The 16800-nt window shown below is 28.1% G+C and carries 17 protein-coding genes; 4 read left to right on the top strand and 13 right to left on the bottom strand.

Annotated features, from left to right (window positions below):
- Positions 1 to 22: 22 nt before the first annotated feature.
- Together HW275_RS08290 and HW275_RS08285 are read left to right on the top strand one after the other, a co-directional pair.
- Complete coding sequence (locus HW275_RS08290) at positions 23 to 715, top strand: GTP-binding protein (protein ID WP_178936073.1); 693 nt, start codon at positions 23 to 25, stop codon at positions 713 to 715.
- A 35-nt stretch (positions 716 to 750) separates the two neighbouring features.
- Complete coding sequence (locus HW275_RS08285) at positions 751 to 1767, top strand: ATP-binding cassette domain-containing protein (RefSeq protein WP_178936072.1); 1017 nt, start codon at positions 751 to 753, stop codon at positions 1765 to 1767.
- Positions 1768 to 1979: 212 nt separating this feature from the next.
- On the opposite strand, the gene HW275_RS08280 is transcribed toward HW275_RS08285, so the two are convergent.
- From HW275_RS08280 to HW275_RS08245, 8 genes are all read right to left on the bottom strand, one after another.
- The gene (locus tag HW275_RS08280) at positions 1980 to 3506 is read right to left on the bottom strand and encodes an ATP-dependent endonuclease (RefSeq protein WP_178936071.1); all 1527 of its coding nucleotides are present in this window, start codon (positions 3504 to 3506) and stop codon (positions 1980 to 1982) included.
- A gap of 23 nt (positions 3507 to 3529) precedes the next feature.
- The gene (locus HW275_RS08275) at positions 3530 to 5335 is read right to left on the bottom strand and encodes a hypothetical protein (protein ID WP_178936070.1); all 1806 of its coding nucleotides are present in this window, start codon (positions 5333 to 5335) and stop codon (positions 3530 to 3532) included.
- Between the two features lie 4 nt (positions 5336 to 5339).
- The gene (locus HW275_RS08270) at positions 5340 to 6557 is read right to left on the bottom strand and encodes a hypothetical protein (protein WP_178936069.1); all 1218 of its coding nucleotides are present in this window, start codon (positions 6555 to 6557) and stop codon (positions 5340 to 5342) included.
- A 560-nt stretch (positions 6558 to 7117) separates the two neighbouring features.
- Entirely contained in the window at positions 7118 to 8179 is a 1062-nt protein-coding gene (locus HW275_RS08265; protein WP_255460047.1) for an MFS transporter, read from the bottom strand.
- A 26-nt stretch (positions 8180 to 8205) separates the two neighbouring features.
- Complete coding sequence (locus tag HW275_RS08260; RefSeq protein ID WP_255460046.1) at positions 8206 to 9240, bottom strand: Fic family protein; 1035 nt, start codon at positions 9238 to 9240, stop codon at positions 8206 to 8208.
- A 55-nt stretch (positions 9241 to 9295) separates the two neighbouring features.
- Complete coding sequence (locus HW275_RS08255) at positions 9296 to 10060, bottom strand: class I SAM-dependent methyltransferase (protein ID WP_178936068.1); 765 nt, start codon at positions 10058 to 10060, stop codon at positions 9296 to 9298.
- Positions 10061 to 10082: 22 nt separating this feature from the next.
- On the bottom strand, positions 10083 to 10772 hold the full coding sequence (locus tag HW275_RS08250) for a YoaK family protein (RefSeq protein WP_178936067.1): 690 nt from the start codon (positions 10770 to 10772) through the stop codon (positions 10083 to 10085).
- A 22-nt stretch (positions 10773 to 10794) separates the two neighbouring features.
- Positions 10795 to 11484, bottom strand: coding sequence for a response regulator transcription factor (locus HW275_RS08245; RefSeq protein WP_178936066.1), 690 nt, complete (start codon positions 11482 to 11484; stop codon positions 10795 to 10797).
- A 238-nt stretch (positions 11485 to 11722) separates the two neighbouring features.
- Between HW275_RS08245 and ahpC the strand changes: the two genes are divergently transcribed.
- Positions 11723 to 12289 (top strand): alkyl hydroperoxide reductase subunit C, encoded by a 567-nt coding sequence (gene ahpC, locus HW275_RS08240; protein ID WP_178936065.1) that lies wholly within the window; start codon positions 11723 to 11725, stop codon positions 12287 to 12289.
- A 34-nt stretch (positions 12290 to 12323) separates the two neighbouring features.
- Entirely contained in the window at positions 12324 to 12956 is a 633-nt protein-coding gene (locus HW275_RS08235; protein WP_178936064.1) for a thioredoxin family protein, read from the top strand.
- Between the two features lie 125 nt (positions 12957 to 13081).
- Here HW275_RS08235 and HW275_RS08230 read toward each other — a convergent pair whose 3' ends face one another.
- The 5 genes from HW275_RS08230 to coaBC form a co-directional block, all read right to left on the bottom strand.
- Positions 13082 to 13762 carry a suppressor of fused domain protein gene (locus tag HW275_RS08230; protein WP_178936063.1) on the bottom strand — a complete coding sequence of 227 codons (681 nt, stop codon included), beginning with the start codon at positions 13760 to 13762 and terminating at the stop codon, positions 13082 to 13084.
- A 41-nt stretch (positions 13763 to 13803) separates the two neighbouring features.
- Complete coding sequence (locus HW275_RS08225) at positions 13804 to 14763, bottom strand: M23 family metallopeptidase (RefSeq protein WP_178936062.1); 960 nt, start codon at positions 14761 to 14763, stop codon at positions 13804 to 13806.
- Between the two features lie 39 nt (positions 14764 to 14802).
- On the bottom strand, positions 14803 to 15273 hold the full coding sequence (locus tag HW275_RS08220) for a hypothetical protein (protein ID WP_178936061.1): 471 nt from the start codon (positions 15271 to 15273) through the stop codon (positions 14803 to 14805).
- Positions 15274 to 15285: 12 nt separating this feature from the next.
- The gene (locus HW275_RS08215) at positions 15286 to 15519 is read right to left on the bottom strand and encodes a hypothetical protein (RefSeq protein ID WP_021746997.1); all 234 of its coding nucleotides are present in this window, start codon (positions 15517 to 15519) and stop codon (positions 15286 to 15288) included.
- Between the two features lie 68 nt (positions 15520 to 15587).
- Positions 15588 to 16793 (bottom strand): bifunctional phosphopantothenoylcysteine decarboxylase/phosphopantothenate--cysteine ligase CoaBC, encoded by a 1206-nt coding sequence (gene coaBC, locus HW275_RS08210; RefSeq protein WP_178936060.1) that lies wholly within the window; start codon positions 16791 to 16793, stop codon positions 15588 to 15590.
- Positions 16794 to 16800 lie beyond the last annotated feature (7 nt).

Genomic DNA, 16800 nt, shown 5'->3' with positions numbered 1-16800 from the left:
AGAATAAAAAAGGAGATCAACTATGAATTTAATAATATTTTCAGGCCCACCATCATCAGGAAAAACAAGCGTTATTCTAAAAACAGTAGAAGCCTTAAAATCACAAGGAATGTCAGTTGGAGTAGTAAAATTTGACTGTCTTTACACAGATGATGACAAATTGTACGCAAAAGCAGGAATCCCAGTAAAAAAAGGAATTTCAGGAGCTTTATGCCCAGACCATTTCTTCGTATCAAATATCGAGGAAGTCGTGCAATGGGGAAACAGCCTCGAGCTTTCAATTTTAATTACAGAATCGGCAGGACTTTGCAACAGATGTTCGCCATATATCAAGGACATTAAGGGAGTCTGTGTAATCGACAATTTATCAGGAATTAATACGCCTAAAAAGATTGGGCCATTATTAAAAGCCGCTGATATTGTGATTATTACAAAAGGAGATATTGTTTCACAAGCTGAACGTGAAGTTTTTGCCTCACGTGTGAACTCTGTAAATCCAAAAGCTGTAACAATGCACGTTAACGGGCTTACTGGACAGGGAGCGTACGAATTAAGTACACTTCTTTATGAGAAAGAACTGGAAATAGACAGCGTTCAAGGAATGGAACTTAGATTTCCAATGCCATCAGCCCTTTGTTCTTACTGCTTAGGAGAAAAGAGAATTGGTGAAAAATACCAAATGGGTAATGTTCGAAAAATGAATTTACAGCAATAAAAAAATAGATAAAAATAATAAAAAAAGGAAAAAATATGAAAAATAACGATTTAATAAATAAATTGACTATTAGTGAACTTAGCAATAAATATCCCTTTGCAGAAAACTTTTTTACTGAAAACCACTTGCCTGTGGAAACTTTTCAGGATAAGACATTTCACGAATTTATCGTAACTTTTGCAGAAGATAAAATCGAAGACTTTGCACTGGATGTGGAAAAAATTGAAGAAAGCCTTGTTGACTACATTGAACAGATGAAACTTTTTTTGGGAATGGAAGAGGAAAATTCGATTGATATGCTTACAATTGTCGCTGGGCAAGATAAATCTGGGAATAAAGAGGGATTTGAGCGACTTGATATTCATAAATCAGAAATTATTTCCATTGTTGGGCCTACAGGCTCTGGAAAATCAAGACTTCTTGCCGACATCGAATGGACTGCCCAGAAAGATACTCCAACACAGCGTCAAATACTTATAAACGGTGAACTTCCAGACAAAAAATGGCGTTATTCCTCAAACAACAAACTAGTTGCACAATTATCACAAAACATGAATTTCGTTATGGACTTATCAGTAAAGGAATTTCTGGAACTGCACGCTCAAAGCCGAATGATTGAAAACATTGACGAAACTGTGGAAAAAATCATTACTGCTGCAAACAATCTGGCTGGAGAGCAATTTGACTTAACTACTGCAATCACAGCCCTAAGCGGTGGACAATCCCGTGCTTTGATGATTGCCGACACAGCTATTTTAAGTTCATCTCCAATTGTCCTAATTGACGAAATCGAAAATGCAGGAATTGACAGGAAAAAAGCCTTGGAATTACTTGTTTCATCTGACAAAATCGTATTAATGGCAACACACGACCCAACATTGGCACTAATAGCAGACAAACGAATTATAATAAAAAATGGAGGAATCAGTAAAATTATTACAACAAGCCCTGAAGAAAAGAAAATTTTGAAAAAACTGGATGAAATGGATGATATTATTCAAAAAATGAGAAGTGATTTGAGAAAAGGGGAAATTTTAAAAAGTGATTTTTAATCAAGAAATTTGTTTTTAAAAATTAATAATAAAAGTAAATTAGGGAGAAATGTTATTAAACTTTTTAATTTTCTCCCAGTTTTATTTACTTATTAATCTCTTATTTTTCATATATCCAAAATAATCTATAATCTTTTTATCATAGTTAATATCTTGGTTACTATCTTAAATCAGTTGTACTAAAACCTTATATAAGAAGAACAAAATGACATCTATTGTTTTTCAAAAAAATAATCATACATACACAATATTAATTCTTTCATTTCTTTTTTACTTTCATTATTTTTAAAGTCTCCATTTTCTTTTAGTAATCCTTCTTTTGATCCTAAAGCTTCTAATCTTCTTCTTTTGTTCTCATCTTTTTCTGAATTAAATATTCCAAAAATTATTTCTATCTCTTTTTTTTTAAGCTTTCCTTTTTTATCTCTAATATCATCTTTTGAAATTGTTGTAAATCTATACTCAGGATATTCTTTTTTTAATTCTTCCATTTTGTCTTTTTTATCACCATCTAATATACAGAATATTTTTTTATACCCAAATTCTCTAAACATTTCTAACATATTTCTTGCATTTTCAGCACCTCCACAACCCCATCCAAAAAGAAAGTTCTTTACTTTTTCAGTTTTTTCTTTTAAATCATTTTCTGTATTTACATTTATAAACGTATCAAATATTTTTTTATAATAAACTACATCTTCTTGACCTTCTACTAAAATTATTTTATCTCCAGAGAAAAATATTTCTTTCGCTACCAATCCTAAAATATGTGGATTTGAAAAATTTTCCGTACTTTTTTTAAAAATCTCTACATTATTTAAACTATAACATTCTATTCCTTCCTCTTCTTTAACAATTCTAATTAATTTTGCACCATTGATAATTGCTTTACTATCAATAAAATAAGGAGAATGGGTTGAAATTATTATTTGTCTATCTTTAGAAAATTTCAATAATTTTTTTAAAACATTTTTCTGCAAACTAGGATGTAAAGATAGTTCTGGCTCATCTATAACTATTAAATCTCCCTTTTCAGACTCGAATAATTTTTCTGCTAAAAAAAATACATTTATAATACCATCTCCAATTCCTTCACTATTATGATTTTCTTTTTCATTTATTTTATATTTTATATAATTTTGTTCCGCATCATTGACTTCTAATACCCACTCTAATTTTTTCCCTATTATTGCATCAATTAATTCTGAATATTCTTTTTTCTTGTTCTTTTTTTCTATATCTTTTAATCTTGACCAAAACATCTCTCTTACCCTATTAGAATGACTATCTCTATCTAAACTATATTCTCTAATTTGTTTCTTACTTAAAGGACCATTACTAGTATAATCAAAAGTTGACATTTCACGTTTAGATTTTAAAGCGTATATGTTGTTTTTATTCATTTTTTCTTTTTCAAATTTTAATTTTGCACTTGGGGAATCATCTTCAGTTGTAAGAACTATTTCTTCTTCTTCTTCGGTTATCAAAGTTATTTTTACTGAACTTCCATTTATCCTATTCCTTTTCCCTTCAGATATTTCAATTTGGTTTCCATTACTTTTCGCAATGTCAATCATTCTTAGAGCTTCTAATATGCTTGTTTTACCACTATTATTTTCTCCCATCAGTATTGTTAATCCGCTTCCTTCTTCTTTTTCATTTGGAATTGCAAACTCTATTTTACCTTCTTGACTAAATCCTCTAAATCCCAATATTTTTAATTCTTTATAATAACTCATTTTTATATTTTCTCCTAAACTTTTTATTTCAATTCATAAATTTTATCTTTGTTCTGTGTTGTTAAAAATTTTCCTAATTTTATATAATTTCCTTGATTTCTAGAAATTATTAATTTATCTTTAGTCATGTCAAAATCATACATGTATATTTTATTATTTTCTATGTCACGCATCACTAAAAAATTATTACATTCTTCTATTTGTGTTTTATTCCAAAATATACTTTGTTTTATACCTAAAAACGAATTTTTAATTTTTTTATTATTTAAATTAATACTTACAATATCGATTCTTTTATTTATATAGAATATTAAATAAATAATATTTAAATATTCTCCTATTTTTAAAATTTTATATTTATTATTAAGCCAATCTTTTTTTTCAAATTCCAAAGAATAATCTTCCATAAATTCTGTTTCAATATTAAATCTTTTTAATTTCCATGTTTTATCATCTGCAGATAAAAAATATATATCTTTATTTTTTATTATAAAAAAATGGTTTTTTTCTATTGATTTACAAATATAATTTTCTTTATAATATTTCACATAATATTCTTTTGGACTTGAAATACCCGAAACAATGTTATTAGGATAACTAGATAGTATATCAAATTTTTCTATTCCCGCACATCCTACAAAAAAGGGAAGAGAATTAATTTTTTCAGTTATACTAAAATGTTTATAATACTTTCCTGTATCCATTAAAAATATATTTGAACAATTATTCAAGTAACATAAAATATTTTTATCAACTTTTATATTAAATTTTTTATACTTTGATTTTGGAAGTTCAATTTTACCAGTTTTGTTTTTAACTATATTATGAAAATGAACTTCGTTATTTTCAGCTATTATATACAGTATATCATTATATGAAGTTATCTTTTTATTTCTAAAAAGTTCATTAGTCATATACTGTTTTGATATTTCAAAATTTAACACAATATCTGTTTTTTCTTTTGTTTCTTTATTCAATGAAATTAATTTATCATTTTTAGGATAAACTATAAAATTTGTAGTTTCTACATATATATCATAACTTATAATTTCATAATATTTATTTTTTGCAGTATTATCATTGTAATCCTTTAAATATAATTCAAAAATTTCTTTTGTTATTTCTGTTTTTTCTTTTTCTTCTGTTTCTATGTAGTAATCTTTTATATTGATTTTTTCTTCAACTGAATTATTTTTTTTTGTATTTTCAAAATTATAACTATATTTTGAAAATTGCTGATACAAAATTTCTTTACCAAAAATAATAACTTTAAACTCAACTTCATTTTCTATATTTTTATTATCTGCAAATCCATATACAAATAATGATAAATATTCATCATATTTATTTCCATAATTATTAGTATTATTTTCTAAATATAAATATTCCTTTATAATTTTATACATTATTTTTTCTGATTTTTTGCTATCAATATTATCTATTGCTTTTTTAAAGTTATTTTCCTTTAACAAATCTTCAAAATTAATCTCAAAATAAAGTGTTAAATTTCTTAAAAATTCTTTTTGATTACTATTACTTCCATATCTTTTTGAAATATTTACTAAAATTTGTAATAATATTATTTTTTCTTCTTCTAAATCATTTGGACTTGATGTTTTCACTATGCCAAATAATTTTTCTATTTCTGAGTTTTCTAGACTTTTTATAACCTCTTCAAAGGTTTCCTTTAATTCTCTTGTATCTCCCGTTATATTTTTAAGTATTTCATACAGTTTGTTTATTGCTCTTGTATCTCTTTTAACAATTTCTTCTGAAAGTCTTATTCCACTTTTCATTCCTTCATTAAAACTTTTTTTATTTCCAAACATTACCTTATTCCTCCTCTAAAAAACTATAATTTTCTCCTAAAAATTTATCATATAATTTATTTTCCAAATACTCTCTTCTTATTTTTTCTTGTACCAAAGAACTTTTCACAATTTGATGAACTGCAACTATGTAACCTCCTAAATCGATTCTTTTTACTCCCTCTTTTATTGATGCAGGATTTCCTTTATACATTCCTATTCCTATATTAGCACCAACATATACTATATTTAGAGCTTTAGCGATTATGTTAGAAACTTTTACTATTTTCTGTGTTCTTACATTATATAAATCTCTTGAAGTATCATCATTTTCATCATATAACAAATTATGAAGTATACTAATTATAAAATTTATAACTATTGCTATAATTACTGAAGAAGTAACTTTTATTATATTTCCTGTATTTATATATCTTGTCAAATTTTCTGCATTTTTTTTAGATAAAACTAAATTAGCACCTGGAATTTGAATACCTTTTGGTGTATACAAATCTGTTCCTATGTGTATTATCTGTTTAATTACTGCTAAAGCCACTGCTATTTTATCTTCTTTTATTCTTTCTCCTACTTTTGAAAACATTAATATTGTTGAAGCCAATTCAGTAATTTGAGGATTTCCATATATCTCATTATATTTAATATGATATGTTGATATTAAAGGAATTTGAATAGTCGTTATAGTATTTGTTAATATATTTGCAGTTCCAAATATGTATCCTAAAATTGGATCATGGCCAAGCGTAGCAAATCTATGATTCGCTCCTTTAAAAATTTCAAATTTCCTCCCTCCTTTTGTAGCATCATATGGTACTTTGTCTGTTAAAATTTGTTTTAATGAAGCTCTATATTCTTGATTTATTTTATCGTTTTTATTTTCAAAATTTTTAAATATTTCTTTTTGAAAATTTTTTAAAGATTTTTCAAGTTTTCCTTCTCCCGCTTTTTCTATCTTAGTTATTTCGCTTATTATATAAATTCTTGATATATGTAAAGCAACTGCAGTCCATAAAAACATTTGATCTTTTTTGTTGAAAATTCCTGTTTTTTCAGCAAATTCTCTATCAATATCTTCTACAACTTTATCCAAATTTTCAAAATTATCAAGCATTTTATTATTTATTTCAATAAATTCTTCCATATTTTTACTAACTTCATCTGATTTACTAATTATATTTTCAAACTGTTTATTTACTTTTTCTTTTAATTTCTTATATTTTCTCATTTTTGCTCCTAGTCAATAATAAAAAATAATATTATTTTGAGATAACATTATGTATATTAAATTTACCTACTTATTTTACCATATTTTCAAAAAAATACAAATTTTTTTCTAAGTTTGTTTTGACCATTTTAATTAAGTTTTTTAAAATCAAAAATAATAAATATTGATTTTATTATAATTTTTATAATTTATAAAATAATCAAATTTAAAAAATACAATAGATTTTAAATTTTCAAATATATTATAATATTTTTACAATCTCTATCTTTTAAATAGTTTCTTTAAAATATTATCACAAGTGTCAGAATTGATAATATACAATAAATTAACAATAAAGTTATACTTGATATTTCAGTTAAAACTATACAAAAAAATTCTCTCATCAAAAAAAATATCCGACCATGTATGATTAACCTAGTCGCTATCCTAGTCGGTTACATTTTCTTTTTATTCATATTGCTTAATTTTTACTTGCAAATATCAGTTTATTAATTCTAAAAATTAAATACATAACCACAAAAATAACAACTGTAACATTTATCACAAATAAATTAACAACACTAATTTTTCTTAATAATAAGCTGGAAATAAATAACGTTCCGAATGAAAAAATCCTTGAAAAAAATGATTTTTTTTTCCTTTGACAGGATTTTATTAAAGTGAAATTCAAAATAATAGTTAATTATGAAAAAAATTGTACATAATATTAGGTATATCCCTGTAAATATTAGATTATTTTTTAATATTATTACAGTTATTGCCATTAAAAATATTAAAATTAACAATAAATACAATTTCTTCGTATTTATAAGCAGAATATTTGTATTGTATGCAATAATTACAATTATTTGAAACAGCACATACATTACAAAAAAATTCTTTTCTCCAATTCCTTTATCTAAAAAAAGTTTTTGCCACAATTGAAAATGGCTCTGGATAAAAATTTGTATAATTCCAAAAAATATAAAATAATATTTCATCACTTTTTTTTCTTTCAATTCAGAAATGCACTCGGCTATATGCCTTTTAAAAATTTGAAAGTTTATATTTTCATTTGCTTTTTTATTCTCAGCTGAAAAAAATAAGGCTATTAGAAACATATTGAAAAATATTAAAACAATGGAAATAAAATAAATATTTACACCTATCTTAAAATAAAGTAAAAATCCTATTCCTGAACCTAAAATAGAAGAAAAAGTCGAAATCTGCTTTTGATATTTTAAAAATTTTTGCAATCCAGTTTCATTATTTTTCAAACTATTTATTAAAACTACATCAATTGTTCCAGTTTCCAGTGCATTTGCCAATCCATATATTGTATATGCGACTGATAACCAAAACAGGCTTTTAGAAAATATAATTAGGAAAAAAGTTATAATCAATGTAAGCAATGATAAAATATAGACTTTTTTTCGTGAATATAAATCCGACATTACTCCACTTGGAATCTCAAAAATAATCATTGAAAGGTTAAAAAAAGACTGCATTAGCACAATCTGCGACATTAACAAGCCTTTTTTCAGAAAAAGTACAGTCAAAATAGAATGTGGCATTGTGGAAGCTAAAAATAGTAAAAAGGTGCTTATACAGTAAACTTTGGTATTTTTATCTATAAGATTCATTATTTTTACCGCCTTTCCAATCCCTTTTATCTTTTAATAATTTTTTCTGATTTCCTGTATTTCTGATTTTTACTGTTAGGTTTGTCGGGAATTGTCCTTTCAATCAATTTTGCCTCTAAGGCAGGATTTAAATAATTTTTTCTAAAAGTAGGTTTATGTACTAAATTTAATTTTTTCATAATTTCTGTTGCTGATAAAACATTATCTCCAAGGACACTAAGTAATTTTTCAACTGGATTTTTATCCTGGTCACTATCTTGTACGGTTACTTGGTCGTTATCTTGGTCGGTTATTCTTTCAGAAGTTTTAATTTCTTTTAAACTATCGTTTATAATTTTAAGCATGAACTCTACAAATATTGTACTCTCACCTTCTTTATCAGCTATTGCAAGAGTATCATAATATTCTTTCTGTTCTTTTTTTATCAATTCCTCTATTGGAAGCCAAAAAAATATTTTTTTCCATTTCCCAAGCAGTAAAGTATGCCACATTCTTCCAATACGACCATTTCCATCTGAAAATGGATGGATAAATTCAAATTCATAATGAAAAACAGCACCTTTAATCAATGGATGTACAGAAGAAGTCTTGTACCATGAAATTAAACTGCTTATATGCTTAGGCACTAAATCTGCTGGCGGAGCAATATGTACTACTTTTCTTCCAGCAAAAATACCAACCCCTTGAGAACGAAATTTACCGTTTTCCTTAACCAGCCCATTCATCATCAATCTGTGAGCATTCAATAAATCCTTTACTGAAAATGGATTTAACTTAGTTAATAGTTCATACGCTTCATAAGCATTCTTTACTTCTTTTATTTCATTAGGATTTCCTAAAACTCTTTTTCCGTCTAATATGGCTGTAACTTGTTCCAGCGAGAGAGAATTATGTTCAATAGCAAGTGAAGAATGAATTGTTTTTATTCTGTTTTCTCTCCTTAAATGTGGATTTGAAATTTTTTCCTGAAAAATAGACATTCTCCCTATTTCTTCACTTATTTCACCTATTAATACTGTCATTTTTTCAGTTATTTGAAAAGGCGGATTGTAATTATTCAATTTTAAATACCTCCTATTTTTCTAGAATTTTTTCCAATTAAATTACAACAACAAATCAAATCTTCTTACCCACAATATAAAATCTATGAATCCTTCCTTCCACTGCTCCATTTGACTCAATTATTTCCTGTACTTTATACAAATTGTCAAGATGACTTTCGACTGAAAAATTTGGAAATTCCCATTCGATAATTTTCGCAAACCATACAAGAGCTCCTGTATCAAAAAACTTTATTGGTTGAAATGTTTCCCCACTTTCTAATATTTCAAATCCTTGTTCAGAAATTTCCTGCTGTTTAATATTGAGATAATGCTCAGCGTACGGTAAATCTTTATATTTAGGTAGTAATATTTCAACAAGTTCCCTATCATTTTCTGCCCCTACCTGCTGTGTAATAAAAATTCCATCTTTTTTCAAGACTCTTTTTAATTCTGTAACATTATAAGCCCCATGCCGATTGGTAATTATGTCAAAATATTCATTTTCAAAAGGGAGTTTTTCATCTCCATCCGCTTCTTTAAAATCTATTCCCAATGGAAGCAATACTTTTTTACACAGTTCAACATTTGGCTGATAACCTTCAATTGCTGATGTGTTATGTTTTGGATGATTTAATGAAAGCAAAAACTCTCCACCGCCTGTTTCCATATCCAGCAATTTCATATTATCTTTCAAATACTTATTTATGATTGTTCTAAAATCCCAAGGTAAATTTTCCTCTTCTGAATAACGTCCATAAATATGAGAAAAATCCCAGCCGTGTATATGTGCCATTTTTTCTTCTTTCAGCCACTCTTCTTTTAATTTATTTTTATCCATATATTTCCTTTTAATAAATTTTCTAAATAGTTTCCTTAAACATTATCGCAAATACAAAAACTAATAAAATACAGCAAACTAGCAGAGAGGTTATTCCAAATATATTTACTAAAATTACGCAAAGTAATGATCCGATAAGGAAGAAGCCGTCTAATCCTAAATATATCCAGAAACTTTCTAAATGTGATTTGTCCTCAGTTTTGATATATTTAACTAAATTATCCATTCCGCTTCGCAAATTTCCTGTACACATTGTTGTCGCTCCTGCTAATCCTCTAATTTTTCTAAAGCACTGATATTGAATTGCAGCAATAAAGGACATAATTATATTTACAACGATGTTCCAGTTTCCGCTTGGAACAAAAGAAATAAAAAACATTATTATGATTTGATAAATTATTACAATTTGCTGCCATCTAAAAATTTTATGCTTTTCAAATCTTGTTTTGATAAGTTCAGTAAACAGTATTCCCAACGCAAAAAATAAAATTGGCATAAAATAATAGAAGGATTTTCCAAGCTCCCCTTTTCCTAAATTTATCGCTAAATAAACAATGTTCCCAGTCTGTGCATTAGCAAGGACTTTTCCACGGGTAATAAATGTGTATGCGTCCATAAATCCTCCAACCATGCACAGCATCATTCCCAACCGAAATGTTTCTGGCGGATACTCCTCTCCATTAAACAGAATTTTTCTAATTTTTTTACTCATCTAAAAAATTCACTCCCTTTTTTTATTTTTCCAAAATATCAAATTTGTAGCCAACTCCCCAAATTGTCTTAATATTCCAGTTCTCGTGCTTATAATTGTCCAGTTTTGCACGAAGCCTTTTTATATGTGTATCAACAGTACGGCTTTCTCCAAAATAGTCAAATCCCCAAATTAAATCCAGCAAATTTTCTCTTGTAAAAACTTTGTTCTGATTTGTTGCAAGAGTCCATAAAATCTCTATTTCTTTCTTAGTTAACGAAATTATTTCATCATTTATCTTTACCGTAAAATTATTTAAATCGATCTCAAGATTGTCAAATGTGAAAGTTTTTGCACTTTCATCATTTTTAGGTGTTATTCTACGTAAAATTGCATTTATTCTAGCTATAATCTCTCCTGGTGAAAACGGCTTCACAATGTAGTCATCTGCCCCTATTTCCAGCCCCATTATTTTCTCATAGTCCTCTCCCCGTGCCGTAATCATTATAATCGGAACATTTGAAAAAGTACGCACTTCCCTGCATACATCAAAACCGTCCTTTTTTGGCATCATTACATCCAGCAGCACTATATCAAACTCATTTTCCTTAATTTCCTTCAAAGCATCTTCCCCATTAAAAACAGTATTCACAATAAATTTATTTTTCTTGCAATATTCCGCCAGTATTGACGCAATTTGCTTATTATCGTCAGCAATTAATACTTTATACATATTTATTCTCCCTTTTTTCTATTATCATAAAATCTTTTTTAAATTAAAATTATATATTTTCCAATGTGCCTCGAATTTTAATAGCCTTAAATACATAATAAAATTTTATCACAATTTCTTTGAAATATAAATATAAATTTTATTTGACAAAATAATTTTTTATGGTATAATGTAACCAAGAAATATTTGTAATCATTTCAAATTAAAAATAATAATATTATTAAATTAGGAGGAAATTATGTCTTTAATAGGAAAAAAAATTGAAAATTTTACAGCTCAGGCTTATCAAAACAAAGAATTCAGAGAAGTGAACTTTGAAAAGGATATGTTAGGGAAATGGAATATTTTCGTATTTTATCCAGCTGATTTTACATTTGTGTGCCCAACTGAATTGGAAGATCTGGAAGATCACAGGGAAGAATTGGAAAAATTAGGATTTAACGTTTATTCAGTAAGTACAGATACTCATTTTACCCACAAAGCGTGGCACGATCACTCAGAAGCAATCGGAAAAGTTAAATACACAATGATTGGAGATCCAACAAAAGCTATTTCAAGAGAATTTGAAGTATTGAATGAAGAAAGCGGGCTAGCTTACAGAGGGACTTTCGTTGTAAATCCTGAAGGAAAAATTGTTGCTTACGAAGTAAATGACGAAGGAATCGGAAGAGATGCATCAGAATTAGTAAGAAGAGCAAAAGCTGCAAAATTCGTAGCTGACAATCCAGGATTAGTTTGTCCGGCAAAATGGAAAGAAGGAGAAGCTACTTTAAAACCAGGATTAGATTTAGTAGGTAAAATCTAATAATTTTAAACTTAATAAATCAGAAGGAGGGAAAATGGCTTTATTAGATAACAATATTGTAGAACAGTTAAAAGGTTATTTTGATAAAATTAATGGAAACATTGAATTAGTTGCATTTTTGAATAATAGCGAAAAATCAGCTGAATTAGATAGCTTTTTACAAGAAGTTGATGCAATTTCTGGAAAAGTGAACTATGTAAAAAAATCATTTGACAATGATAAGGCTGATTTGGAAAAAGCAAATCTTACTCGTCCAACATCTTTTACAATTTTAAAAGATGGAGAAAATACTGGAATTAATTTTTCAGGTATTCCTGGAGGACATGAATTTAACAGCTTTATTCTAGCAGTTTTAGGACTTGCGGGACTTGGAAAAAAACTGGAAGGGGAACAGCTTTCAAAAGTTGAATCAGTTAATAAGCCTGTAAATATCGAAACGTTTGTTTCGTTATCTTGCACACATTGTCCAGACGTAGTTCAAGCCTTAAATCTAATTTCAACAAATAATAAAAACATCACAGCAACAATGGTAGACAGTGCAGTATTTTTTGAAGAAGCAAAAGAAAAAGATATTCAGGCAGTACCAGTTGTATTTATAAATGGAGAGCAAAAATCAGTTGGTGCAAAAACTATTGAAGAATTAATAACGCTTGTTACCAACGCATAATTATGCAAAATATAAAAATAAAATAAAGAAACTTGATTTATCTAAAAATTTGAAAGAAAAAATAAAACTTGTGAATGAAGAAAAGAGAATATTTAGGAATTTGTCCTTTATACTCTCTTTTTTATTTAAAATACTGATTTTCTACTATAGTTTGTTACATCGCTGTTTAATTTTTCATATAATTCTTTAACAGTTGTCTCTTTATTTTGAATTGCTTTCAGTTCATTATCAGTTACTCCGATAAATTGTATAAATTCCACTTTTCCGTTAACTGTATCAATTATTCCAGCTTTTTCATCAGGAATAGTAATAAATCCTGTAATATTTGATTTTTTATTTACATCCATTCCTTCCGTTTGCCCTGTGTATAAATATTCATACGGTCTAAATATTTCTCCACTAGAAAATGTCGCTCTTGCAATTGTTTGCAAAATTCCACAAATTCCCTTTAATTCAGCTTCCTCATCAGCATAATTATCTTTTTTTAATTTTAATGTAAATTCCATTCCATAACCGCTATATTCTGCATTTTCACTTACTTTTTCATGCAGTTCAGACAATCCATAAGTAACAAAGTGCCAATAATCTCCTCCATCATAAATACTAATACCATCCAAAGGATCATTTCCACCAAATCTCCATTTTATCATTGCCGCATAATGCAATGGATTTTTCTGGTCTGGATAAAGTTTATTAAAAGTTTCTGTAATAGCATCCCAGCCATCTATATTTATTTCTTCAGAAACTGTTTCAGCATCATTCTCTTTTTCATTTTCTTTCTTAAATAATTTATTAAATAATTCCATAAAAATTTCCTCCTAAGTGTCATCATTGCTAATTAAAAAAATTATTTTTTTCTAATTTTCTTACTTTTTAAATTGCCAACTTTATTCATATTTTTTCCCATCTTACTTCCATCTGGATTCTCCTTTTTTTCTACAAATATGCTCTTATCTCTAAAGCCGGCATCATAGCCCTTTGTTTCAAACCACTCTGTTTTAGCCGCTTCAGTTTGAGCTTTTATCTCTTGTTTCGTCATTTTATCCCCATTTTTTATTTTAAAGTACATTTCTGGATCAACTCTGTTTATAAGTCCTTTTCCTCTCATTTCAAAAGCTATCTCAAAATGTAGATGAGGAGCATGTGTTCCACTTGCATTTCCAGTTGTACCTGATTTAGCTATTACTTGTCCAGCCTTTACTGTATCTCCGATTTTTACATTCACTTCACTTAAATGGCAATATCTGATGTATTTTATTTGCATTGTATTCGGATCATAATTTGGGCTGTATGCCCATTCTCTTGCACTTTCTTTAGGCTTGTAATTTTTTCTTTTTATTTTTTCAAGTTCCTTTGGATTAACTTCCAAGTAAAAATTTAATCCATACCCTGTTTTATCCACATACATATCCACAATTTTCCCATCCAGCACAGCATAAACATCCGTTCCTGGCAACGCAAAAATATCAATTCCTTGATGACCTCTCGCTCCATTGCTTCGAGTCAGCCCAAATTTAGCCCAGTCAGGATAAACTTCCCCACGAAAATTATAATAGGTAACTTGCGGATTCTTTATCGGATCAATCCTGAAAATCTTATCATCCTCTTCTTCATTCACGACATTATTTCCAGAATTAACATTTTTCCTGTTAAATATCATTCCAAAAATTATAATTCCTAAAATTAATAAAGCCGTTATCCCCAAAATTACCCCTGTTTTCTTGCCAGATTTTGGATTTTCCTTTCCTGCTTTTTCTTCTTTTTTTTCATCCAAAATCTCATCTACGTTTTTATTTTCATTTTCCATAATAATCAATTTGCTAAATTTGTATAGCCTCTCCTTCTTTTATTTATTTTTTTCTTCATCCAAAATATATTCTTCAATGTAAAAATTAGAAATATGTGAAGAAAATCCTTCTATTTTCTGATATTCCTTTATTTTCTTCCTAGCTTCTAATTTTGACAAACATACTGATAAAATTCGATGTTTTTCTTTTATTTTATCTTTATCAGTATAATAAAAATGAGAAAGTACATATAATTTTTGATTTTTTGAATTATCAATTTTTACCTCATCTTCTTTATAATAAGTAACATAACCACCTTCCCATCCAGTATATTTATCCAAATGATGCTTTTCTAGCCAGAACCCATCCAAATGTGAACAAAATCCTTTGATTTTTTTATATTTTTCCAGTGCTTTCAATCCTTCTTCCTTTGTATAATAGGCACCTAAAAACCTTGCTTCGTCATTCCACTTATATTTATCATAGACATCTCCATAATCATATCCATGTGATAAAATCCATATTTCCATAGTTTCTCCTAATTATTTAAGGCTTTTAGATTTAAACCCTTTTGTGTAGTAATCTTTCCCAATTATCATGGTTCTAATTTTAAATCCTTCAGGAAAATCCCTAAAACCTTTCATTTCTTTCCATTTATCAACAATTTCCAATGCCTTTTCCTTTGTTGAAAAAAATCCTATTAATTTATCGTCATCCTTTTCATCTCTATGATACAGCATGTATACTTTTTTTATCTTTTGTTTTTCAGATTTCATAATTTATTCTCCCTTTTACAAAATCAATGAACTTATAAAAATCAACACATTCATAATTTCAAAAAACTTTATCTCTTTTTCAACTCAAAAATAACTTCTCTCAAAATATCATAAGCCAGCTCCACCTTACTTTTCTGACTAATTTCCACCGAAGTCCTATCTTTTTTAATAATCTCAATCACATTTTCATCGCTGCCCATTACAGACGCATTATTTGCCACTATAATATCCAAATTTTTCTTTTCCAGCTTTTTCAAGGCATTTTCCCTTATATCGTTAGTTTCTGCCGCAAATCCAACTAATAGCTGTTTTTCCTTCTTCCTGCTCATCTCTAGCAAAATATCAGGGTTTCTAACTAATTCTATAACCAAATCTGAATCAGATTTCTTTATTTTTTCGTTTTTGTATCCCTTCGCTCTATAATCAGCAACTGCGGCACAAGCTATAAAAATATCAGTATCTTCAAAATATTCTTTCACTTTTTCATACATTTCAAGTGCTGATTCTACAGAAATAAAGTTTTCAAGCCCATTTGGAACTTTCAAATCCGTAGGCCCGCTAATTAATGTTACTTCTGCTCCTAAATCAGCAGCTGCCTGAGCAAGTGAATACCCCATTTTCCCACTTGAATTATTTGACAAATATCTGACAGGATCAATATTTTCCTTTGTTCGTCCGCTTGTTATAAGAATTTGTTTGCCTTTTAATGCAGTATCAAAATTTTCTATTTTTGAAAAAATACTGTATCTTTCTATTTCATCGACAATATCTTCTGGCTCGCTCATTCTCCCCTTCGCACTATAATTGCAGGCAAGCAAGCCTTCTTCTGCATCAATAAACCTATATCCAAAAGATTTCAGCTTATTAATATTTTCTTTTAAAATCGGATTTTCATACATATTCACATTCATTGCCAAAGCAAAAAATACTGGCTTTCTTACCGAAACAGCAGAAAGGATCGTCGTAAGCATATCATCTGCAATCCCATTTGCCACTTTCCCAATTATATTATAAGTCGCAGGTGCAATCAAAACCACATCCGCCCAATTCGCAAGTGAAATATGCTCCACCTCATAATGCGGATTACTATCCCACATATCCACATAAATCCTATTTCTTGATAAAGTTTCAAGAGTCAAAGGTCCAATGATTTTTGTAGCATTTTCAGTCATCACAACTTTCACATTATATCCTTTCTTTTTCAAAAGCGATACAATCCCAGCTGATTTATATGCCGCAATTCCCCCTGTAACTCCTACTAAAATATTTTTCATTTTTTCC

Origin of the sequence: Leptotrichia sp. oral taxon 223 (genome assembly GCF_013394795.1) — a bacterium.
Classification (GTDB): Bacteria; Fusobacteriota; Fusobacteriia; order Fusobacteriales; family Leptotrichiaceae; genus Leptotrichia.
Note: the sequence above shows the minus strand (reverse complement) of the source record. Positions and strands in the feature narration are given on the sequence as shown.